The sequence below is a fragment of the Sutcliffiella horikoshii genome (assembly GCF_044809035.1).
In the GTDB taxonomy this organism is placed as follows: domain Bacteria; phylum Bacillota; class Bacilli; order Bacillales; family Bacillaceae_I; genus Sutcliffiella_A; species Sutcliffiella_A horikoshii_G.
Map to the genome: position 1 here is coordinate 1,460,773 of NZ_CP085237.1, position 22,667 is coordinate 1,483,439.

At 39.1% G+C, this 22,667-nt stretch carries 25 protein-coding genes and 2 riboswitches; of the genes, 19 read left to right on the plus strand and 6 right to left on the minus strand.

Translation table 11 applies throughout. The features are described from left to right. Positions 1-33 precede the first annotated feature (33 nt). Complete coding sequence (locus LG307_RS07725) at positions 34-2,166, minus strand: ATP-dependent Clp protease ATP-binding subunit (protein ID WP_404450410.1); 2,133 nt, start codon at positions 2,164-2,166, stop codon at positions 34-36. Positions 2,167-2,442: 276 nt separating this feature from the next. Beyond that, positions 2,443-2,556, plus strand: a riboswitch (SAM riboswitch). A 71-nt stretch (positions 2,557-2,627) separates the two neighbouring features. Between LG307_RS07725 and LG307_RS07730 the strand changes: the two genes are divergently transcribed. The 4 genes from LG307_RS07730 to LG307_RS07745 all read left to right on the plus strand — a co-directional run bounded on the left by LG307_RS07730 (position 2,628) and on the right by LG307_RS07745 (position 7,371). Continuing rightward, positions 2,628-3,947 (plus strand): O-acetylhomoserine aminocarboxypropyltransferase/cysteine synthase family protein, encoded by a 1,320-nt coding sequence (locus tag LG307_RS07730; protein WP_404449532.1) that lies wholly within the window; start codon positions 2,628-2,630, stop codon positions 3,945-3,947. A 15-nt stretch (positions 3,948-3,962) separates the two neighbouring features. After that, the gene (locus LG307_RS07735) at positions 3,963-5,045 is read left to right on the plus strand and encodes a homoserine O-acetyltransferase (protein ID WP_404449534.1); all 1,083 of its coding nucleotides are present in this window, start codon (positions 3,963-3,965) and stop codon (positions 5,043-5,045) included. Then, positions 5,033-6,238 (plus strand): homoserine dehydrogenase, encoded by a 1,206-nt coding sequence (locus tag LG307_RS07740; RefSeq protein WP_404449536.1) that lies wholly within the window; start codon positions 5,033-5,035, stop codon positions 6,236-6,238. Before LG307_RS07735 ends, LG307_RS07740 begins: the two co-directional genes overlap by 13 nt. Positions 6,239-6,348: 110 nt before the next feature. Continuing rightward, entirely contained in the window at positions 6,349-7,371 is a 1,023-nt protein-coding gene (locus LG307_RS07745) for a hypothetical protein (protein ID WP_404450412.1), read from the plus strand. Positions 7,372-7,591: 220 nt separating this feature from the next. Here LG307_RS07745 and LG307_RS07750 read toward each other — a convergent pair whose 3' ends face one another. Then, positions 7,592-7,993 (minus strand): hypothetical protein, encoded by a 402-nt coding sequence (locus LG307_RS07750; protein WP_404449538.1) that lies wholly within the window; start codon positions 7,991-7,993, stop codon positions 7,592-7,594. Between the two features lie 63 nt (positions 7,994-8,056). Continuing rightward, positions 8,057-8,662 carry a lysostaphin resistance A-like protein gene (locus LG307_RS07755; protein ID WP_404449540.1) on the minus strand — a complete coding sequence of 202 codons (606 nt, stop codon included), beginning with the start codon at positions 8,660-8,662 and terminating at the stop codon, positions 8,057-8,059. A 108-nt stretch (positions 8,663-8,770) separates the two neighbouring features. On the opposite strand from LG307_RS07755, the gene LG307_RS07760 reads away from it, so the two are divergent. The 3 genes from LG307_RS07760 (at position 8,771) to LG307_RS07770 (ending at position 10,253) form a co-directional block, all read left to right on the plus strand. After that, positions 8,771-8,890, plus strand: coding sequence for a DUF6254 family protein (locus LG307_RS07760; RefSeq protein ID WP_010193219.1), 120 nt, complete (start codon positions 8,771-8,773; stop codon positions 8,888-8,890). A gap of 122 nt (positions 8,891-9,012) precedes the next feature. Then, positions 9,013-9,777 carry a hypothetical protein gene (locus LG307_RS07765; protein WP_404449542.1) on the plus strand — a complete coding sequence of 255 codons (765 nt, stop codon included), beginning with the start codon at positions 9,013-9,015 and terminating at the stop codon, positions 9,775-9,777. A gap of 17 nt (positions 9,778-9,794) precedes the next feature. Continuing rightward, on the plus strand, positions 9,795-10,253 hold the full coding sequence (locus LG307_RS07770; protein ID WP_404449543.1) for a hypothetical protein: 459 nt from the start codon (positions 9,795-9,797) through the stop codon (positions 10,251-10,253). A 62-nt stretch (positions 10,254-10,315) separates the two neighbouring features. Here LG307_RS07770 and LG307_RS07775 read toward each other — a convergent pair whose 3' ends face one another. Continuing rightward, positions 10,316-11,647 (minus strand): DUF2254 domain-containing protein, encoded by a 1,332-nt coding sequence (locus tag LG307_RS07775; protein WP_404449545.1) that lies wholly within the window; start codon positions 11,645-11,647, stop codon positions 10,316-10,318. Between the two features lie 114 nt (positions 11,648-11,761). Next, positions 11,762-11,807, plus strand: a riboswitch (PreQ1 riboswitch). 128 nt (positions 11,808-11,935) lie between these two features. On the opposite strand from LG307_RS07775, the gene queC reads away from it, so the two are divergent. The 7 genes from queC to LG307_RS07810 all read left to right on the plus strand — a co-directional run bounded on the left by queC (position 11,936) and on the right by LG307_RS07810 (position 16,921). Then, the gene (queC, locus tag LG307_RS07780; RefSeq protein WP_404449546.1) at positions 11,936-12,607 is read left to right on the plus strand and encodes a 7-cyano-7-deazaguanine synthase QueC; all 672 of its coding nucleotides are present in this window, start codon (positions 11,936-11,938) and stop codon (positions 12,605-12,607) included. Further along, a complete protein-coding gene (gene queD, locus LG307_RS07785; protein ID WP_404449547.1) occupies positions 12,604-13,044 on the plus strand; it encodes a 6-carboxytetrahydropterin synthase QueD in 441 nt (146 codons plus the stop codon). Before queC ends, queD begins: the two co-directional genes overlap by 4 nt. Beyond that, the gene (queE, locus tag LG307_RS07790; protein WP_404449548.1) at positions 13,041-13,760 is read left to right on the plus strand and encodes a 7-carboxy-7-deazaguanine synthase QueE; all 720 of its coding nucleotides are present in this window, start codon (positions 13,041-13,043) and stop codon (positions 13,758-13,760) included. Before queD ends, queE begins: the two co-directional genes overlap by 4 nt. Positions 13,761-13,777: 17 nt before the next feature. Further along, a complete protein-coding gene (gene queF / locus LG307_RS07795; protein WP_404449549.1) occupies positions 13,778-14,275 on the plus strand; it encodes a preQ(1) synthase in 498 nt (165 codons plus the stop codon). Positions 14,276-14,783: 508 nt separating this feature from the next. Continuing rightward, entirely contained in the window at positions 14,784-15,797 is a 1,014-nt protein-coding gene (locus tag LG307_RS07800; RefSeq protein WP_404449550.1) for a DUF3231 family protein, read from the plus strand. Positions 15,798-15,856: 59 nt separating this feature from the next. Then, complete coding sequence (locus tag LG307_RS07805) at positions 15,857-16,525, plus strand: oxidoreductase (protein WP_404449551.1); 669 nt, start codon at positions 15,857-15,859, stop codon at positions 16,523-16,525. Positions 16,526-16,606: 81 nt separating this feature from the next. Beyond that, complete coding sequence (locus LG307_RS07810; protein WP_404449552.1) at positions 16,607-16,921, plus strand: AbrB/MazE/SpoVT family DNA-binding domain-containing protein; 315 nt, start codon at positions 16,607-16,609, stop codon at positions 16,919-16,921. 52 nt (positions 16,922-16,973) lie between these two features. Here LG307_RS07810 and LG307_RS07815 read toward each other — a convergent pair whose 3' ends face one another. Continuing rightward, complete coding sequence (locus LG307_RS07815) at positions 16,974-17,156, minus strand: DUF2187 family protein (RefSeq protein WP_148986847.1); 183 nt, start codon at positions 17,154-17,156, stop codon at positions 16,974-16,976. A 348-nt stretch (positions 17,157-17,504) separates the two neighbouring features. Here LG307_RS07815 and LG307_RS07820 point away from each other — a divergent pair, with 348 nt between their 5' ends. Next, entirely contained in the window at positions 17,505-17,705 is a 201-nt protein-coding gene (locus tag LG307_RS07820) for a hypothetical protein (RefSeq protein WP_404450414.1), read from the plus strand. 37 nt (positions 17,706-17,742) lie between these two features. Here LG307_RS07820 and LG307_RS07825 read toward each other — a convergent pair whose 3' ends face one another. Continuing rightward, positions 17,743-18,225, minus strand: coding sequence for a sigma-70 family RNA polymerase sigma factor (locus LG307_RS07825; RefSeq protein WP_404449554.1), 483 nt, complete (start codon positions 18,223-18,225; stop codon positions 17,743-17,745). Between the two features lie 117 nt (positions 18,226-18,342). Between LG307_RS07825 and LG307_RS07830 the strand changes: the two genes are divergently transcribed. The 4 genes from LG307_RS07830 (at position 18,343) to LG307_RS07845 (ending at position 22,610) form a co-directional block, all read left to right on the plus strand. Then, a complete protein-coding gene (locus LG307_RS07830) occupies positions 18,343-18,756 on the plus strand; it encodes a hypothetical protein (protein WP_404449555.1) in 414 nt (137 codons plus the stop codon). A 142-nt stretch (positions 18,757-18,898) separates the two neighbouring features. Then, a complete protein-coding gene (locus tag LG307_RS07835) occupies positions 18,899-20,419 on the plus strand; it encodes a spore germination protein (RefSeq protein WP_404449556.1) in 1,521 nt (506 codons plus the stop codon). Positions 20,420-20,437: 18 nt separating this feature from the next. Then, positions 20,438-21,547, plus strand: a complete 1,110-nt coding sequence (locus LG307_RS07840) for a GerAB/ArcD/ProY family transporter (RefSeq protein WP_404449557.1) — start codon at positions 20,438-20,440, stop codon at positions 21,545-21,547. Further along, entirely contained in the window at positions 21,534-22,610 is a 1,077-nt protein-coding gene (locus tag LG307_RS07845) for a Ger(x)C family spore germination protein (RefSeq protein ID WP_404449558.1), read from the plus strand. The genes LG307_RS07840 and LG307_RS07845 overlap by 14 nt, the downstream gene beginning before the upstream one ends. Positions 22,611-22,667 lie beyond the last annotated feature (57 nt).

Sequence of the window (22,667 nt, forward strand, 5' to 3'; positions counted from 1 at the left end):
AAAGGACTGCCTCAGTGGACAGTCCTTTTTAGGTTAATTCCCGTTTACAACGAATTCATTATCCATTACATCTACACAGATGTTTTCAAGCGTGTCCCCATCTAGCAACAAGTCTGTAATAGGGTCTTCAATATGCTCTTGGATGATTCTGCGCAATGGCCTTGCGCCATAGACAGGGTTATATCCAAGGTCTATCAATTTTTGTTTCGCTGCATCCGAAATGCTAAGTTTACAATTTCGTTCTTGGGTCAATATATCAGATAATTCATCGATCATAATATCGACAATCGCCATTAAGTTTTCTTTTTGAAGCTGGGAGAACTCGATGATACTATCAAAGCGGTTTAAAAATTCTGGTTTAAAGTAATTGGATAAGCTTTCGATAATGGAACTTGTTTCAGGCGCATCCTGTTTTTCAAAGCCTACAGAAATCTTCTTTTCTGTAACACCGGCATTACTTGTCATAATGATGACTGTATCCTTAAAGCTTACAGTTCTGCCTTGGCTATCTGTTAGGCGGCCATCTTCCATTACTTGCAAAAACAGGTGTAGAACGTCCGGATGGGCTTTTTCCATTTCATCCAGCAGAATGATGCTATAAGGATTACGGCGGACTTTTTCAGTTAGTTGTCCTGCTTCTTCATGGCCGACATAGCCGGGAGGCGAGCCGATAAGCTTGGAAACTGCATGCTTTTCCATGTATTCACTCATGTCAAACCGGATATATGCATCCTTGGTTCCAAACAGTTCTTCAGCCAGGGATTTGGTTAATTCGGTTTTACCTACGCCGGTAGGCCCAACGAATAAAAATGCACCGATTGGACGCTCTTTTCTCTTCAAGCCAACACGACTTCTGCGGATGGCTTTTGTAATTTTGTTAACAGCATCTTCTTGACCAATGACTTTTTTGTTCAAGTTGGCTGCAATGTTTTTAAGTTTTTCATGTTCATCCACCTGTAATTTACCGACTGGAATTCCTGACATCTCTTCCATAATGTTTTGGATGTCTTCTAACGTCACCTGACCGCTCTCAGTATTCAACTGATCGCTAGAATTTCTTTTCTCTTCTAATTTTTCTTCTTCGTCTCTCAATTTTGCAGCAGTTTCATAATCCTCTTTAGATAAAGCAGTCTGTTTTTCTTTTTCAATTTGCGAAAGGCGGGCATCGATTTGCTCCAAATCAATCGTATTCAAGGTTAGATTCTTTCTTGAACCTGCTTCATCTAAAAGATCAATCGCTTTGTCAGGTAAGAAGCGATCTTGGATGTAGCGGTGTGATAGTTCTACACATGCATTAATTGCTTCTTCTGAATAGGAAACTTGGTGATATTCCTCATATTTTGATTGAATTCCTTTAATTATTTTTAAAGCCTCATCCGTAGTCGGCTCTTTCACGTTAACAGGCTGGAAGCGGCGCTCGAGGGCAGCATCTTTTTCAATTTGACGGTATTCTTTCAAGGTCGTTGCCCCTACCAACTGCAGCTCTCCTCTTGCAAGAGCAGGTTTTAAGATATTTCCTGCATCCATTGAGCCTTCTGCAGAGCCGGCACCTACAATCAGGTGTAGTTCATCCACAAACAAGATGACATTCTTTCTTTTTTGCAGCTCAGCAATTACTTGTTTGAGTCGTTCCTCAAATTGACCTCGAATTCCAGTGTTAGCAACAAGGGAAGCTACATCCAACAAATATATTTCCTTGTTTTTTAATTTTGAAGGGACATCACCTTCCACTATTTTTAAGGCTAATCCTTCCGCGATGGCTGTTTTACCTACCCCGGGTTCTCCAATCAGGACAGGGTTGTTTTTATTTCTTCTATTCAAAATTTCAATTACGCGCTTAATTTCTTTATCACGGCCAATGACAGGATCAATAAGTCCTGTTTTTGCAATACTGGTTATATTTTTTCCTAGCTCATCAAGAATGCTCCCGCCATTTTTGTTTCTTGCTGTCGAACGTTGAGCTGTGCCGTTTATGTGACCTTCCTCATGGGATGAATCATTCAGGAAAGGAAAGTCAGAGAAAAAACTAGTAGGAGCTTGTGATGTTATTCGTGCTCTTACTTCTTCAAAGCAGGAAGAGCATAAGACTAGTTGGTTCTGCTCATTATTAGTACGAAATTTAAATTGAATGGTTGCGTTGTTCACTACACACTTTTGACATTTCATCATCATGCTTCCTCCTCATAGTTTGATAAAAAGTTTGACTTTTTTTGACCTTTAAAGGTTGTATGGTTATTATACTTTGACCTTTTTTGACTTTCAAGTAGTTTGCTTTTAGGAAACTAGTGGAAAGAGAAGGTGTGTTTAAAATTTCAGAATATTGTATTGACTTTAGTACTCTACAGTTGCTATAATTGCAAAAAGTTTTAGTAATAATTATTTCTCCTTGGAATATCGTAAATTAAACACCAATATGTTTTAACGCATTAGCCAACTAAATAACTCTTATCCAGAGTGACTGAGGGATCAGGCCCTATGAAGTCCGGCAACCTTCAAGAATATATATTCTTGAGTTGGTGCTAATTCCTGCAGGCAAAGTAGCCTGAGAGATAAGAGGAGGAATTTAAAACCTCTTCTTAGGAAGGGGTTTTTATTTTGTGGAAAATAGAAAATTGGAGGAATGTGGGATGACAAATCCAAATTATGATGTGGAAACAGTATTACTACACGGAGGACAAACACCAGATCCGACGACAGGTTCAAGGGCCGTACCTATTTATCAAACAACTTCCTATGTTTTCAATAACACCGACCATGCCCAAAACCTTTTTGCATTAAACGAGTTTGGCAATATTTACACAAGAATCATGAATCCAACGGTAGATGTATTAGAAAAAAGATTAGCTCTTTTAGAAGGAGGGGCAGCTGCTGTAGCTACTAGTTCTGGGATGTCAGCAATCGCGTTTGCAATCTTGAACATTGCCCATGCAGGAGATGAAATTGTAGCGGCGGAAAACTTATACGGCGGCACCTATAATCTTTTTGCCGTAACTCTGCCTAAGTATGGAATAAAAGTAAAGTTTGTAGATGCAACAGACCCAGAAAATTTCCGCAATGCCATAACACCAAAAACGAAGGCGATATTTGGAGAAATCATTGGAAACCCGAGCTTACGTGTACTGGATGTGGAGGCGGTCGCAAAGGTAGCACATGATAACTATATTCCTTTAATTATTGACAACACCTTTGCATCTCCTTACCTTTGTAATCCAATTAAGTGGGGAGCAGATATCGTTGTTCATTCCGCTACTAAATGGATCGGGGGACATGGAACAACCATTGGCGGTGTAGTGGTGGATGGAGGCAATTTCAACTGGGACCATCCAAACTTCCCAGGTTTTACTGAACCGGATGAAAGCTATAACGGAATTAAATATGCACAGACCTTCGGAAATCTTGCATTTGCCGTGAAACTTAGAGTTCAACTTTTAAGAGATTTTGGAGCATGCTTAAGTCCTCAAAATGCATTTTTACTTCTACAAGGGCTTGAAACCTTACATCTAAGAGTAGAAAAGCACAATGAGAATGCTCTGGAATTAGCGAAATATCTCCAAGATCACCCTGCGGTAGAATGGGTTTCCTATCCTGGCTTGCCAGATCATCCGGCGCATCCACTTGCGAGGAAGTATTTAGGAAATGGAAATGGGTCAATAGTAAACTTTGGAATTAAAGGCGGAAGGGATGCAGGGAGAAAAGCCATTGATAGCATAACACTTTGGTCCCATGTGGCAAATGTCGGTGATGCAAAATCGTTAATTATTCACCCAGCATCCACTACACATCAGCAGCTTTCAGGTGACGATTTAATTAAATCCGGTGTGACGGAAGATCTGATTCGCCTTTCTGTTGGAATTGAATCATTAAAGGATCTTCAAAATGATTTAGATCAAGCACTATACGTGGCGACCGGAAAATCCAAACATGCTGAAGTCAGTCAAAATATATAGAAATGAGTGGAATGTGTGAGCTGTCAAACGGAACATACGAACAAGGTATCAATCGGAACGCTGCTTTTAGAAAATGGGAAAAGGCTCTCTAATGTGGAGATAGCATATGAAAAGGTAGGAAATCCGGAGGGTGAGGTGATTGTTGTATGTCATGCTCTCTCCGGAAACCATGGTACTGTCGGGACTCCAAATTATCCTGGTTGGTGGCATGAATTTATTGGGCCAGACCATTATATTGACACGAACAGGTACCAAGTTATAACCATGAATGTACTTGGAGGTTGCAACGGCAGTACGGGGCCTTTGAGCATAAACCCGGAAACAGATAGAAAATACGGCTCTTCCTTTCCAGCTGTAACCATCAGGGACATCGTCCATTCCCAATATCAAGCACTGCAGAAATTAGGAATCGGACATGTAAAGGCAATCATCGGTGGATCGCTTGGAGGAATGCAAGTGCTGGAATGGGGGCATTTGTATCCATTATTTTCAGAAATTCTTATCCCAATGGCGGTTACCCCCTATTTTACTGATTATGCCCTAGCGTACAATTCAATCGGTCGGCATGCGATTAAGTCAGACCCACTGTGGGATAACGGAAATTATCCGGAGGGGACCATTATTAAAGGGATGGAGATTGCAAGAATGGTAGGACTGGTTACCTACCGCACGGAAAGCCTATTTAATGAACGTTTTAACAGAGAAAAGAAAGAAGGGGTAGGTATAGAATATCAGGTGGACTCCTATTTAAAATACCAGGGAAAGAAATTTTCAAATCGCTTTGATGCAAACAGTTATCTTCTTCTTCTTCAGGCCATGGATCAATTCGATATCGGGCTTAATCGAGATGGATGGAAAAATGCTATAGCAGGAATGCAGGCGAAAGTGTGTATGCTCAGTTTTTCTAATGATCTACTTTATCCCCCACCTTTAGCAGAAGAGCTTGTAAAGGAATTGAAGGAGTGTAATAAAGACGCAGTATATATCCATGTGGAGACAAGATTCGGGCATGACGGGTTTCTTGTAGAATTTGAAAAATGGGGACATTACGTCAAAAATGTATTAGAAAGAAAGGAAGTGACAGAATGTCTGACTTGAATATAGCGATTCTAGGATTTGGTACTGTAGGCAAAGGAGTTCATCATTCACTTAAATCACACCAATCAAGGTTGGAGAAGGTTCTCGGGAAAAGTGTGAGGGTAGTGGCGATACTTGTTAAGAATCTGGAGAAACATGAGCAATCTCGTGAAGATGGGGTTTTGCTTACGACAAACTACGAAGAAATCATAAATCTTCATGACCTGGATGTTATAGTGGATGCCATCATCGGCTGTGAGCCTGGAAACAGCTACTTACAAAAGGCGTTGGAAAAAGGTATTCACGTGGTGACCGCAAACAAAGAAATGTTTGCCCATCATGGGGAGGAGCTACTTGCCCTGGCTCAGAAAAAAGGTGTTACAGTCGGCTTTGAGGCAACGGTAGCAGGGGGTGTCCCCGTCATTCAGACTATAAAACAACTGTTGCAAGTAAATCGGATTCAAAAAGTGGAAGCCATTTTAAATGGAACTTCCAATTTCATCTTATCGAGCATGAGGAAAGATGGTCATTCTTTTGAAGCAACTTTACAAGCAGCTCAAGAAAATGGGTATGCAGAAGCTGATCCTACCAATGATATTGAGGGATATGATGCATTTTATAAAGGAGTGGTTTTAAGCCAGTTAATATTCGGGGAAAAACCAAATGAACAGTCAACTATCCGAAAGGGGATCAGAGAAATTACAGCAGACTATGTGGAATGTGCTGATGAACTCGGATTACGATTCAGACATATTGTCACGTTGTTTAAAGGAAATGACGGGGTTCAGTGTAGAGTGGAGCCAGTATTGATTTCAATGGAACATCCATTTTATCAGGTTGATGGAGTACAAAATGCAGTGTCCATTAAAACCGATCTTGTGGGTACTGTTCAATTGCAAGGGCCTGGAGCTGGAATGTATCCAACAGCAAGTGCAATCCTTGAAGACATTATCCAAATTAGCCGGCCTGTTTCTACAGAACCAGCTTACTTAGAGTATCAAGGGGATGCTTCCAGTTCATCTAAATGGGTGTTCTTTAGTAACAATAGAAAATTAGAACTCCCCTATGACATCAAAGTTCTAGCACGGCTATCTGATAAAGCGGTTGTAGTGGAAACAGAAGAAGTTGAAAGGATTATTTTAGAACATCCATTGCTAACCTTCTTTGAGCTTATAGGAGATTATCGTCACACCACTGAAAAAGTAATCGTATAATCTTTTGTCCGTCCAAATCTCTCTTCTTTCTTTCCAGCTTGTCTCATATATATGTGACAAGCTGGTTTTATTTTAGTGGAATGCTTTAGGGAGAAGAGGGTGTGGCAATCGTGAAACGCAGCTGGCTTAGTGCTTGTCAAATAGGGGCAGTGTATGTAGGCACCATTGTAGGAGCAGGTTTTGCTACCGGTAAGGAAATTGTTCAATTTTTTACGCAATATGGGTGGATGGGATTTATTACGATACTTATTAGTGGACTATTATTTATCTGGCTTGGGACAAAAATGATGCTGATTTCCAAGAGAATTAAAGCAAATTCCTATAAAGAGTTTAATGAATATTTATTTGGCATGTCTGCCGGTACAGTTGTCAATCTTTTTATGTTGGTCATTTTGATTTGTGTGGGGGCAGTGATGCTTTCTGGAGCTGGGGCAGTTTTTGAGGAGCAACTCGGCTGGTCATTTCAGCTTGGCTTGCTTATAACGGTTGTGCTTTCAGTAGGTGTTGTCTTGTTTGGAGTAAAGGGTTTGGTGGGAGTAAACGTTATTGTAGTTCCGGTTATGATTATTTTTAGTTTTATCATCGCCGGGAATTCGATATTGGAAAATGGGTTATCATTTCTAAGTCTGGCTCCTGTTAAGGATAGTATAAAGGGATGGATGGCGCCATTTATGTATGTATCATTTAATCTTGCAATGGCACAGCCGGTGCTTGTTCCTTTGGCAACAGAAGCAAAAGATGATTGGATTATAAAGCGTGGCGGGTTTATTGGAGGACTGGTTTTATGTTTTATTTTATTGACTTGTCATATTTCCATTGCTTCCCTTCCGGACTTTCAGACGTTTGAGATACCGATGGCAGAAGTGGTGAAGATGAGCATGTTTTCTTTTTTTGGTATTTATGTGTTTGTGATCTATGGGGAGATTTTCACTTCGGTTGTGAGTGATATTTTTGGATTGCAACGGCAGTTGGAAAGTATGTTGAAGGTGTCTAGGTATGTGGTGACGATTGTGTTGGTGAGTATTATTTTTATGATTAGTCAGATTGGTTATGGCAGTTTGATTGAGCATTTGTATCCGTTCTTTGGGTATGTGAGTATGGCGTTTTTGGTGTTGTTGATTGTGAGGAAGTGAGGGAGATCTGGGGTAACTCCCTGTTTCCTTTCGTTCCAGGTGTTCGCTTTCCGCGGGACGATGCTTGAGCCTCCTCGGCTTCGCCTGTGGGGTCTCAAGCTACCGTTACTCCCCCGCAGGACAAGGAGGGCTTCGACAGCGATACATCGCACGAAGAAAATGCGTAGCATTTTCGAGGAGTCTCACACCTTGCACTCCACTCAACAGGGTGGAATCTTAACTAACGAATCAGTGTTGCAACAATTGCTACGACTGGGATGGCGGTCATTAGGACGTTGCCGATTAGGAAGAATGTCATTAGTTTTTCTTTCAATTCAGGTGCACCGCTGTCAAGTTCATTCTTTTTCATTAAATTCATAATAAAGTTCACTAACACACTCACTGCCACAATGGTAATTGGAATGAATAAATTAACAGTGGAATCTGTCAATGTCATGAAACCGAAGACGATGAGGATGAGAGGTAGAGCTTCAATGACAGCAACATAAATAAAGAATTTTGATTGGATTTCAGCAAAGGTTTGAGGATCCAACACAAGTTTCTCCATACTTGCCCGTAATATAATCGATATTCCAAAGCTTGCAATCACAGCGGCTATAACAAATAAATATAAAGCATCCATGAAATTCCCCCTCCTTAATAAAGAATAAGTATCTATTTTACCTTATTTTTTCCAAAAGGAGTATCAAAAGTTTAATGGGAAAATGACAAGTAACCATAAATCAAATACAAGGTGAGATATGATGACAAGTGGAAGGGAGTATTTCCATACATATAAGCCGCCCCAAACAACGCCAGCCGTAGCCGCTGCAGCGACCAACATTGGATTACCTGTCCAAATGTGCGCTAATGAATACAAACATGCCCCGAAAATTACCCCCACGAATGGTCCGTATCTTACCACCATTTTGGATTGAAGGTACCTCCTCCAGAAAACTTCTTCTCCTGGAATGATGATTAATACCAATGCTAAGTAATGCCACCAAGTACTTGGCCCTACTATCAGATATAGTTCCTCCACAAATTGTATGAGCGGAAATGGAAGTACTTTGAGAATTAAGTAAGTCATTAAAAAAACACCATATAATATTGTACCTGTGACAACGCCATACAAACAGTCATTGAAAGTAACAAGTCGGTCATTTGGAGGAGTGTATTTTTTGTCCTTTAAGCTGATTAAAATAAGACTGAATAACGAGATAGGAAAGAGGATCCAAAAATAATCAGTCATTGAAAAACTAACAGCAAGTAATAGGTTTGCTAATGCTACTACTATTAAAGTTTTTTTCATATTATTTTCTCCTAGCTTTGTGTTTGACCTTATTTTAACAGGAAAGCTCCATCTAAGAAACGAACATACTATGGAAGAAAAGCATTAAGGATGTAAGGAGATGGAATGATGACTCAGTCTAAAAGCCAACAGGAAAGACAGAGAAAAGTCAGAAAGCAGTCGCAAAATGAACACGGTAAAGTGAAAAGTTTTGAACAGCTGGCAGATGAAGCTGGGAAAAATAAATAATTAACAACTGCTGGTCATTCCTTTAATAAGGGATGACCTTATTGATGCATGCAATAAGGTGTATATTGAACGACATATAAAAGCATACTATTGGAAGATATTACAGAAATGAGGCTTTGAGTATGGGTAATCAGCATGAAAAAAAGAGATATGTTGCCATCTTAAGTCCTTATACTACAAGTCTTTTACATTATAGGAAGCCTTTTGTTGTGGCTTGGTGGGGTGCTGCATTTCCTGGATTTGGTCACTTTATGTTATCAAAATACCTGACAGCCTTCATTTTAATAACATGGGAAGTCGTTATTAATTCATTGGCTCATTTGAATGAAGCCATTTACCTCTCTATGATAGGGAAGTTTGATGAGGGAATTGCGGTCCTGGACCAACATTGGATTATTTTATATGTTTGTATGTATGTGTTTTCTATCTGGGACAGTTACCGTCTTACCATAGAAATGAATAAGCATTATACATTGGCGTATCATGAAGGTTTTCCAATAATGATTAAGAATACATCATCCATTGAAATCAATGTGCTTGATAAAAAAAATCCAATGCTTGCGATTATATGGTCACTTTTAACGCCTGGGTTAGGAAATCTGTATGTAACAAGGATTTTGTCTGTTATTTTTGTCCTAACATGGTGGTTGATCATTACCTATCAAGCAAACGTCTTCCCGGCCATCCACATGACGCTTGTTGGAAACTTTCAAGGGGCTACCAATATATTAGTGCCTCAATGGTTTTTGTTCGTCCCTTCTATATATTGTTTTGCTGCATATGATTCTTATGTGAGTGCAGTGGAACTCAATAAATTTATTGATAAGTATTTAGCAAGAGAATTGAAAGAGAAATACCAGGACATTCAGTTTAAAATGCCGATATAGAAAAGAGCTGGAAAGTAATGTACATTTTCGCGACATTTAAATACAACATGGAAATGGAACTTACATTACGTGAATTAGAAGAGTTGGGTCTAACGAAAGATCAGATTTTAGTCGTGCCACTGGATAAAATAAAATATCAAACAAAAACAATTGACTCTATGCATCGTTCGGATGGAAGAAGTCTAATTGATCTAGCTGCAATCTTTGGAATAATCTTTATGCTGTTAGGAGTAATTTACGGCTATATCTTTTATCTTGGTCCAATTCTTTGGGGACTTTTCGGGCTCGTTTTCGGTGGGGTGTTTGGATTTTTAGTTGATTATTATTTTACTAAAAAAAGTGAAAAAAACTTGAGCAAACGGGGATCAGATGCAGATGTAATCGTCATGATCCAATGTCCTAAAGAGAGACAGGAGAGAATTGAGGATATCTTGTGGAATAACATGGTTTTAGGTATCGGAGTGTTGGAAAGGTAAGTCAGTTTAGTAGAGTAAAAAGCCAATCCCTGTAATTTAACTAGGATTGGCTTTTTTTCATGTCATACCCATACCCGTTTAAATTCTTTGCCATGACCAAGGGAATAACAAAGTTCTTTTAAACGTGTATTCAACCGTTCTTTTTCCAGTTCGAAAAATGTTTCTCCTTTTAGCGATTCCATTACATGTTGTGTGTATTTCCAAACAGCCTCTTTACGAAAGGAGGGCGAATGATCGGAGATAATCTTTAATACATGTATAGTAGAAGAAATAACATCGATATCTGACTTTCCATAGCGAATGATTGGGGAAAACGCTATATCCAGGTAGTCAAAGAAATCTGGTGTTTTGACAATCACTCTCAGGTTTCTGTTTTTATCATTGAAATATGGTTGTGGTCCTTGCATGGAAGCTAGTTTTGAAAGCAGTGTGCCAAGCTGCTCGATGCAATGGACGGCTGTACTTGGATCATTAATGCCAGACGAAAGAGCTCTTACTCCGATTTCGTTTACTTTTCTGATTCCAAATTCTACATCTTCCAAAGGGGCTCGGGCGATGGAAACAGTGATTAAAGAGCGAAAGGATTCTTTCTCCATTTTAGCCCCCGACCCCCAAACCGAAAGAAGCGGTGTATGCTCATTGATATAATCACCCTGTTGACGTTCGACCCTGACGATGCACTCAGCTTCACTTGCTTCTTTTACTAATGCATTCACATCAATATACTGAACATATCCGGGCTCCTTGCTCATGATTGTGACCGGTTCTTTAGTGGATATCTCTTCGCTTTCCCAATCATCCCATGGCGCGTCTTGTATGGAGGCATCACTTTCTTCAAACAATTCTTCCATGCAGTCCATCGTTTCAACGGTGATGTTATGTAGCAAATTACTAACTTGTATCCAGGTGGTGACATGTTGGATGAAAAAGACGAATACTATTAAGCAGAGGATAGCAATAGCAACTGCGAATGAAGGAACAAGAAACAGCTGATCTTCGGTCGTCTCCTTTAGAAAAAGAAGCAAAATAATACAATAAATAAATCCTCCTGTAAATATTCCAAGTACCCTTTGGGTGGAATGATCGGTTATAAAGTTTTGCAGTGCCCTTGGGGAAAATTCAGACAGGTAAGTGGTCAAGACCACAAGTATAGTCGAGAATGTAATGGTGGTCATGGTTAATAAAGAAGATGCAATAGAACTGAGAATGGTTTGAGACAGACCAATATCCGAGAGAAAAATGGCTGGAATCTGACTTTCCGCATTAATAATGGAAAGTATATAATGATCAAGAAATAGCGTGCCGATAGCGAGAAGGAATGCAAGAACTCCATAAAAAGAGGGCAAATACCAAAAGCTTGTTCTTAAACGTAATAGACTTGCTGACCGTGCCATTATTAACACTCCTTCCATATATAAATTCCCTTCGAAGAAAATGTAGAAACTTTATTTAAAATATGTTATAGTAACAAAGTTAAATTGAATAAAGTCTTACGCCGATTTTGGGCGTCAGGAGAGGTTCTAGCAAATACCCTCTATAAAAAACTAAGGACAGATACCAAACTATATTCCTTAGGATATAGTTTTTTTATTTTTTCTGATGTTATGCGCTAGCCTCCATTATTTTTGGTTAGCGTTTTTTGTATGACTATAGATAGTGATAATTAAAGGAGTGAAGACACGATGAAGCAACAAGAAAAAGCGATGGTCGTGTTCAGTGGCGGGCAGGACAGCACCACTTGCCTGATATGGGCAATGAAGGAATTTGATGAAGTGGAAGCTGTCACGTTCCACTATGGACAGCGACATGAATTGGAAATCGAATGTGCTAAAGATATTGCAAATGAACTTGGAGTTAAACACCGCATTCTTGATATGTCCCTTTTAGGACAACTGACCCCAAATGCCCTTACAAGGGATGACATTGAAATAGAAGAAAAAGAAGGAGAATTGCCTAGCACCTTTGTAGACGGAAGAAACCTCCTATTCCTGTCCTTTGCAGCCGTTGCAGCAAAGCAGATAGGAGCCAGACATATCGTGACAGGGGTTTGTGAAACAGACTTCAGCGGGTATCCGGACTGTCGTGATGTTTTCATTAAATCCATGAATGTGACGTTAAATCTATCTATGGACTATCCATTTGTCATTCACACACCACTCATGTGGCTGAACAAAGAGGAAACATGGAAACTAGCAGATGACCTGGAGTCCTTGGAATTTGTACGAACAAAAACTTTAACCTGCTATAATGGAGTCATTTCCGATGGATGTGGAGAGTGCCCGGCATGTAAACTAAGAAAACGTGGGTTGGATGACTACCTTGCTAAAAAAGATAAAGGAGTTGTGTCCTCATGATGCAACAAATCTATCCTCAAGTTCAACATGATTATTCCTATGAATTAAACAAAGATATGCAAATAGCAGCTGCACACTATGTTCCAACAGATGCTGCTGGGAAATGCAAGCAACTTCATGGGCATACCTACTTCGTCAATGTGACGGTTGCAGGAGACGAGTTGGATGATGCTGGTTTCCTAGTCAATTTTCAAGTGTTGAAAAAACTCTTACACGATAAGTTTGATCATACAGTTCTTAATGAGCATAAAGATGTATTCAGCGACCAGGATCCGAATTTTTTCCCAACTACGGAAGTGGTGGCAAGAATCATGTGGGAAACGATAGAACAGCATTTGGAAATCCTTCCATCCAAACCTACCTGTCTACAAGTGTATGTAAGGGAAACACCGACAAGCTATTGTATTTACCGTCCGAAGAAGGGGAAAAAGAAATGAGCAGTCAAATACCAGTTTTAGAAATTTTCGGTCCCACCATTCAAGGAGAAGGGATGGTCATTGGACAGAAAACGATGTTCGTCCGAACTGCTGGTTGTGATTACCGCTGTTCTTGGTGCGATTCCGCTTTCACTTGGGATGGCAGTGCTAAGGATGATATCATGATGATGTCACCGGAAGAGGTCTATAATCAGTTGTATAAAACAGGTGGTAAAGCCTTTAACCACGTTACTATTTCTGGCGGAAATCCTGCTCTTTTAAAAAATATCGGTGAACTAGTTCAGCTCTTACATGAAAAGGATATTAAGGTAGCGCTTGAAACGCAGGGAAGCAAATGGCAGGATTGGCTGAAAGATATAGATGACCTGACTATCTCTCCAAAACCACCAAGCTCTGGCATGAATACCAATTTCACTATTCTTAGTGAACTGCTAGACAGAGTAAACACTAAAAGTGTCTCTCTAAAAGTAGTGGTTTTTGATGAAGAGGATTTGGCTTATGCGAAAAAAGTTCATAGGCTATATCCTGATGTTGCTTTTTATGTACAAGTAGGGAATGATGATACCACCACAGAGGAAGATGAAATATTAGTCAACAACCTGTTGGCCAAATATGAGTGGTTGATTGATCAAGTAATGAAAGATGATGAAATGAATAATGTCCGGGTGTTGCCGCAATTGCACACACTAGTATGGGGCAATAAACGCGGAGTTTAATAAAGGAGAGAGTAAACATGTCAGGAAGAAAAGATTCAGAATTAGAAGGCGTAACATTGTTAGGGAATCAAGGGACAAGTTATTTATTTAACTATTCCCCGGATGTATTGGAGTCCTTTGAAAACAAGCATCCAAACAGAGATTATTTTGTAAAATTCAATTGTCCGGAGTTTACGAGTTTATGTCCAAAAACAAATCAGCCAGACTTCGCAACTATATATATCAGCTATATTCCGGGTGAATTAATGGTGGAAAGCAAATCATTAAAGCTGTACCTGTTCAGCTTCCGTAACCACGGAGATTTCCATGAAGATTGCATGAATATCATCATGAATGATCTTATTAAATTGATGGACCCTAAATATATTGAAGTATGGGGTAAATTCACTCCGCGCGGCGGAATTTCCATCGATCCATACACCAACTACGGAAAGCAAGGCACAAAATACGAAGAAATGGCACACTACCGTCTAATGAATCACGACCTATATCCAGAAAAAATCGACAACAGATAATTCATCCAAGAAAACACAGCTTCGGTTGTGTTTTCTTTTTTTAGAGGTGAGTAGATAATCCAGTTGATTTCCGTTCCAGGCGCTTCGCTTGCCTGCGGGCGGTCCGTGAGCCTCCTCAGGCTTGCCTTCCGGGGTCTCACCTGTCCCTTCCTCCCGCGGGCGTCTGCGCGCCTTCCACTCCAATCAACAAGGTGGCTTCATTCATCGGGGGTTTATAAGACGGGATTTAACCGAGTTAACTGAAAAAGTATTAACGTATCGTCTACCTAAATTCCAGCTGTGGATTGGAGCAAATGGCGTAGACTCCAGCGGGGGAGTAACGGTAGCTTGAGACCCCTGAAGCGTTGTGAGGAGGCTCAAGCACCGTCCCGCGGAAAGCGAAGCCATTTGCGGAAAGGAACAGCGTGGCTTAACCAAACAACTAAGTTTTTAGTTTTAAAAGAACCAAAACTTATACTAAAACCCCTCCAAGTTGAAAATAATAACAGTAAAATAGGAGGGGACAAAAATGACAAACCACACTACAGAATGGTCTTGTGCAGAAACAAGCACATTATGGACACTATACCTAAACAACTCCATGTCAGCATGTGTCTTAAGATACTTCCTCGAAACCGTACAAGATAACGAAATTCGAGCAGTCATTGCAAAAGCATACGATGCAGCATCAACAAATGAAAATGAACTTAAAACCGTATTTTGGAAAGAAAAGTACCCCCTGCCAATTGCTTTCTCTGAAAATGATATAAACCTACAAGCTCCAAGACTGTTTTCAGATACATTCAAACTTTCTTATGTACTGCAAATGGGCAAGATCGGAATGATTACATATGGAGCAAGTCTTGGCGCAGTGTCAAGGAAAGATATAAGAACGCTTTACACAACATTCCTGCAGCGTACGGTAGAACTTTTTGATGCAGCAACAGACCTTTTATTAGAAAGAGGTCTTTACATGAAAAAGCCCTATACGGTGATACCTGACAGAGCGCAATTTGTGGACGATAAAAGATACTTTAGCGGCATAAATCCTTTAATAAACAAACGGACATTAAATATGATCGAAGTGACCCATCTAAGTATGAACATCGAGACGAATCAGATTGGAATGCTTCTTTGTACTGCCTTTTCTCAGACAGCTATCAAGGATGAAGTTCGAGAGTTTATGTTAAAGGCTAAACAGATGGCCCATTCTCATATAAAAACCTTCGTAGATATATTGCTGAAGGATGATATACAAGCACCTATGTCTGCTGATTATTCTATTACTGCTTCAAACATTCCTCCATTTTCAGATAAGTTGATGATGTTTCATAACAGTATGATGGTTGCTGCTGGAATTGGTAATTATGCGACGGCAGCTTCTGCAAGTCACCGGACAGACCTTGCGATTAAATATGAAAAACTTTCTTCTGAGTCGGCATTACTAGCCAAATCTGGTGCAGATATAATGGTTCATAACCGCTGGATGGAAAAACCGCCTTCTACTGCAGACAGAGAAGAGTTATCTCAAAAGCGTGAATAGTTGTGGGGAAAGCTTGATTCTGTTATAAAGAGAGTAACAAAGGTAGAGGTGAACCAAACATGAACTCAAATAGAAGCGCTCTTTTGATAGGAGCAACTGGTTTAGTGGGTGCGTACGTAAAGAAAGAGATTTTGAAAAATTCAGATTATGTAAACTTGACAACATTTGTAAGGAATGAAACGAATGAGACTCATCCTAAGCTAAAAGAAGTGAAAATCGAATTCGATGAAATGGCAAACTATATGGAACATTTCAAAGTGGATGATCTATTCATTTGCCTGGGAACAACGATTAAAAAAGCAGGAACGCAAGAGAATTTTCGAAAAGTGGACTTTGATTATGTAGTGGAGGCAGCTCGTCTTGCAAAAGAAAGTGGAGTTGGTAAGATTGCTGTTGTTTCAGCAATAGGGGCTGATGAAAACTCTAGATTTTTTTACAATAAAGTAAAGGGTGAGATGGAAAGAGCAGTATCAGAAATAGGCATTGCCTCGACCTACTTTTTCAGACCTTCCTTACTTTTGGGAGATCGGAAAGAATTCAGACTGGGAGAAAGAATCGGAGAGGTTCTAGGTAGAACTATTCAACCAGTATTGCGTGGGAAGTTAAAAAAGTATCGTTCCGTTCATGGACAAACCGTTGCAATAGCAATGGTTAGGTTTTTAAAAGATGGCAGAGATGGTGTTCATATGGTGGAATCAGATCTTATTGCTAAAATAGGTGACCTTTAACCATTTCAAATGTTTAGAAGGAAAGTTCGTTTTCATTTCAGCATAGCAGGGAATAAGAAATAAAAAATAGGAGTGTCCACTATGAGCCGAACGAAAGAGCTTAGAAGAATTCGTAAATCTGGCCATTTAACCATTCCCAAGTCTATTAGAGAACAACTTAAAATTTCCGATGGCGATGTCTTGATGATTATGGAACAACCTTTAGGTTTAGTAATGAAACCGATTAATGAAAACCATATTTATAATGAATCCATTGTTTCCAATAATGGGAAGGTAAATATTCCTATTGAGATCAGGCGTAATTTAAATATTAATGAAGAAACACACTTTACTGTTCGACTGGATTCAGAACGGTCTGCCGTAGTTTTGGAAATTTTAGAAGAGGAAATTGGCTAACGAAAAAAGACTTCCCCGTATGATATGGGGAAGCTCTTTTGAATAGTTAATTCTATACGGATTTTACAATTTTATAGTTTTTATGATTAACCACTGTACGTTGTTCTAACTCTAAATCCCGATAATTGTTCATATAGGTAAGGTCCACTATGACAGAGTTTTCATTTACCTTCTCTACCACCCCTTGAAGACCTTCACGAAATTCTATGATGTTTCCCACTTCTGCTTTTTTCAACGATATCTCCCCCCAAATAGTGTTCACACCGACAGCAACTGGTTCTGTCTGGCTTTTTATTTCTGTGATATAGTGGATTTTAAAAAGTGTTACATACAGTTTGCATTATTTTTGCAAAAACGTAAATAGTTTCATGTTATTTTTTCTAAATTTTCTTTCAATTTAATTTGTTTGTGACCATTATGGATGAGTTAGCATATAAAGTAATAGGGCTACCTATTTGCCCATTCATTTTATTCCTTATCCCCCATGGAATCCCTTCTGTACGCAGAAGGGGTTTTTTGCTGCGTATTTTCACAGTAAGGCAATAATGATAAAATAGAGAACAGTATGTGGAAAGATGGAGTGATGACCTTGAATGAAAGTTTAGCAAAAGAAATATTGGACAAGTTGAAAAGTGGTGAGCTTCACGAATATAAAATTCAAAAAGAAGATTTCATGATTTTTCGCAAAGTACTGGTTGCCCGTGATGACTTTAAACACTTTAGAGGAATTGCCAAGCATAAAGGTGAAGTGGTATACCAATATACCCAAGAAGCAAGAAGTTAAAGAAGCGGTGCATTAAAAGCACCGCCTGCAACAAAGATCAACTGTTAAGTGCGCATACTTCCTTCCTAAGTTTCTTAAGCGCCTCCGTCCTCCAAGACTTAACGGCGCTGATCGTTACAGCCTCTTGAACAGCAACATCCTCTAACCTCTTACCATTAATAATGCATTCCACCACCCATTTCCTCTGCTTATCCGTTAAATGGCTAGTATATTCCTCCAATGCATTCAAAGAAGGACAAGAGAAGTCCAATGCTTCTTCTGGCATTTGCTCCATAAAAGCGTGAGTATTTTCCCATCTAACCTCTTTTTTTAAGTGATTAAGCAATTTTCCTCTCATCGATGAATAAGCATAAGAAGTAAATGAACCTTTTGTGCAATCTTGCGAACAGAAAGCTTCCCACAAAGCGATGGTAGCTTCATGAACATATCTATCTTTCTCTTTGTATATATTTAAAGTCTTAATTATATGGTGTATCATGGGAGTGTACTGGTCTAAAACCTCTTCAAAAGTTGATTTCATTAGGAGTTCCTAACGAAAAGCTAGCTTTTCTTTATTCCCGGTATGTCCACTATAGTTCACGGTTATTTGGTTGACATGTCTGGATATGAGGAATAAACTGTGTATTAGCAGTAGCATATGGCATGTACAGATATATGTTATGAAGTGTATGGAGGTTACCTGTTAGAGAGTATCAACGATAATGTAAGAAAAGGGGTAATTGCCATGGAACATAAAAAAGAGGATAAACTAGCGAATCAATCCATGTTTCTATGGAAAAATGACGCTGACCGGACAGTACAAGGATTTTTATTGTACCCGGAAAACATTCCGGATATTCAATATATAAAGAAGTTGTTACGACATATGTATATGGCAAAGGAAGTCTTTAAGATGTCGATCTGGTTTGAAGGCGATGTCATCCAAATCACTGGTCGCATACAATCCTTCCGATATAAAGCAAATAAACTTACCATCAAAGATGTGGATAAGAACATTTATCATATTCGTATTTTTGATGTGGTAGAGATTATTAGACGTTCTCAAAAATAGTAGCACTTCAGAGTCCCAATTGGGCTCTTTTTTTTATGCCTGTTCTCTTCTTCCTTATGTATCAGTTGGTATATTACATAACTTTATAGGAAAAATAAAAGGAGAATTGTAAGATCGTGTTTCCTAGAGAGGGGGGAGTATAATGAAGAACCTACTTAAAAAGCTGTTTACACGTCGCAATAGCCAACCATCGAACAAAGTAGAGGATATGTCTGTCACACAATTATTATTACAAATGGAAAAGTCTGTGGATTTTTTGAGATTTACTAATCAGACAGATGATGGAAGCAGGAAAGTATGGATTAACTATTACTACACATTAGTGGATACGGATTTTTTGCATAGAGATATTTTACATAGTATTTCCAGCAGACCATGGAACAATATCCAAGATTTAAAGAACATTCTGCCCATAGAAGTAGTGACCATTAGCTCCGACCCAAAGGAAATAAGAGAAAAGCTTCTGACTGGCTTTATTTTTATCCAAGTTGGAGAGAAAGACAGAAAAGGATTGTTAGTCCGTTCTGAATTTGTTCAGACCCGTGCGGTTTCTCTTCCAGAAGTAGAGTTTAGTGTTATTGGACCGAAAGAATCCTTTGTTGAAAATATAGATTCTAATATTAACCTTATAAGACGGCGGCTAAGTACTCCGATGTTGACCGCAGAGCAAAAAATGTTAGGCACGATATCGAGGACGAGAGTTGCAGTCATGTACTTGGATGGAATTGTTAACAGAGAAAATGTACAAACAGTCACGCAGAGATTGGATGAGGTGGAATTTGATCATATCAACGATAGCTCCTATATCACACAACTAATATCAGATAATGGCAACACAATTTTTCCGCTCCTTTTGGACACGGAGAGGCCAGACCGTATTGTATCCGCTTTGACCGAGGGAAAGGTCATTATATTGGTGGATGGCTCCCCGCACGGTCTTATCGGTCCTACCACACTTGTGGAATTCTTCTCTTCATTTGAAGATTATTATCTAAGTTACTGGCTTGCTTCTTTTTTCCGTCTAATCCGTCTTTTTGGAGTTGCCTTTTCTATCTTGGTAACGCCGGTCTATGTTGCGGTTCTCAGCTATCATTATGAACTGATTCCGAAAGATCTTTTAAGTACCCTGATCTCTTCAAGGCGTGAGGTTCCTTTGCCTCCTATATTAGAAGCGGTTTTTCTTGAATTGACCATCGAATTACTAAGGGAAGCAGGAGCAAGACTTCCTACAAAGGTAGGTCAGACAATCGGTATCGTGGGTGGGATTGTTATTGGGACCGCTTCGGTTGAAGCTGGTCTTACAAGTAATGTCCTGTTGATTATAGTTGCACTTGCAGCGCTCGCATCCTTTACGACACCAGTTTATAAAATGGGTAACACAATCAGACTATTACGGTTTCCATTCCTATTGTTTGCAGAATTATGGGGATTACTTGGGATTGTATTCTGCTTCTGTATTTTGGCTGCTCATCTGCTGCGGCTCACTTCTCTCGGCAGGCCCTACTTGGAACCAATTTATCCTCCTAGAGTGAAAGATATGAAGGATGCTTTGTTACGGCTTCCTTTTTCTATGCAGACAGAGAGGCCAGGTCAATTAAGAACGAATAAACCACAAAGAATGGCAAAAACCCGAACAAAACCTAAAAAGGACATTGACGAATAATCGTAAAATAAAGGAGGTATGACATTGCAAAAGATTCCAAAGCAATTCCAGATTTCGCCTTTTTTAGTGTTTTATTTAATTCATAGTACGCAGTTTGGGGTTGGGGCACTTGGCTATCAGCGGGTTATTGCAATGTCTGCCGGATATGATGCTTGGATAGGCATCATCCTTTTTGGTGGTTTCACTCATATCATCATCTATATGATTTATAAAATATGTGAAAAGAGCAATGGGGATTTAGCAAGTGCTCACCGAATGGCTTTTGGAAAATGGATTGGAAATCTACTTAACCTATTTTTTGTGATTTACTTTATTATGACGTCGGTAACGGTTCTGCGGACATATATCGAAGTGGTACAAGTGTGGCTATTTCCAGATTTAAGTACTTGGTTTTTTTCTTTGATATTCCTTTTACTTGTTTATTACATTATAACGGGTGGATTTAGAGTGATTACTGGCGTCGCCTTTTTGGGGGTAATGCTACCGGCGTACTTGTTCTTAACCATTTTACTTCCTTTGGAATACGCCAATTTTAGGAATTTGTTACCTATATTTGACCACTCTTTGAAAGATATTTTTCTTTCAGGGAGAGATATGACCTTAAGTATGCTTGGTTTTGAAACATTATTGATGTTTTACCCATTTATAAGTAAACCTCAGCAATCAAAGAAGTGGGCACACTTAGGGGTGTTTGTTACTTCGTCCATCTATTTAATCTTTGCACTAATCACGTTCGCTTATTTCAGTGAAGGGAAATTGCAAAAAAATATATGGGCAACTCTCTCCATCTGGAAAATCATTGAGTTGCCTTTTGTAGAACGGGTCGAATATATTGGGATTGCGAATTGGTGTTTAATAATTCTTCCGAACGTTTGTCTATTTCTATGGTGTGGCAGCCGGCTTGCCAAAAGAATGACAAATTTTAAACACAGGACCGCCTTGATTGGCATTTTAATAGTCGTTTTTATTATAATGAATCAATTTGAAGACAGGAAATTAATAAATGATTTAAATACTTATTTGGGACAAATCGGGTTCTACATGGGATATGTTTATATTCCGTTTTTATTTCTGGTCATAGCATTTGTCCATTGGAGAAGGGGGAAAAAAGAAAATGCTTCGTCCTGATATCATCTGGTTGTTTTCAATCTGTCTTATTCTTACAGGGTGCTTGGAAAAAGAAATTGTCGATGATATAAATATTGAATCAGTGGAAGGGTTTGATTTGATCGGAGAAAACGAAGTGATGGGAACATTCGTCGTCCCTGTGTACAAAGCCGATCAAACAATCGTCAATGAAACTTTTACTTCAATCTCGAAACTGAATAAGGATATATTAAGAAATGCGCAGAAGGAATCGTCCGCCCCTATAGTCAACGGAAGTTTAGAGTTAGTTTTGTTCAACAAAGCGATGGCAGAAAAAGGGGTGATCCACCTGGTTGATGGTTTACAACGTGATGCAAGTATCGGAACAGGTCTATACTTGGCAATTGTTGAAGGGGAGACCAGGGAAATCTTGAAGCAAAATCTTGGAACAAGGGGAATAGGAGACCATCTATTCAATTTACTTAAACATAATATTGACCGAAGGGATGTACCGAAAACCAATATGCATATTTTCCTATCAGACTTTTATCAAAAAGGAAAAGATCCCAATTTACCTATATTGATGAAAACAGAAGACAGTGCAGAAATTGTCGGTGTGGCCGTAATGAAAGAAGATAAATATGAAATGACCATCCCTAATGAAAGATTATTTTATTTTAAAACATTAGTGGACAAACATTCTGAGGGGACTCTCTCATTAAAAGTGGATGGGGAAGATGAATACATATCTGTAAAAAGCATTAAGTCAAAGAGAAAATTTAAAGTAAAATGGAATGGTGACACCCCCTCTATCAAAGTTATTATAAAAGTGGATGGGGTTGTAAGGGAGTATACTGGGAACAAAGTTACACCTAAGAAAATAGAAGAGTTTCAAAAATTAATAGAAGAAAAAATAATCAGTGAATCGGATTCCATGATTAAGGAGTTTAAAGAAAGAGGGGTCGACCCAATTGGTTTTGGGTATGAAGCGAAGTCGCGTAAAAGGGGCTTTGACTTTAAAAAATGGAAGAATGAGACCTATCCAACATTAAAAGTAGAAGTGGAGGCTGAAGTAAGAATTATCAGCACGGGAATTACCGAATAGGTCAGTTATGACAATGGAGTGAATACAATAGGATAACACCTAATAAGGGGGGCTGAT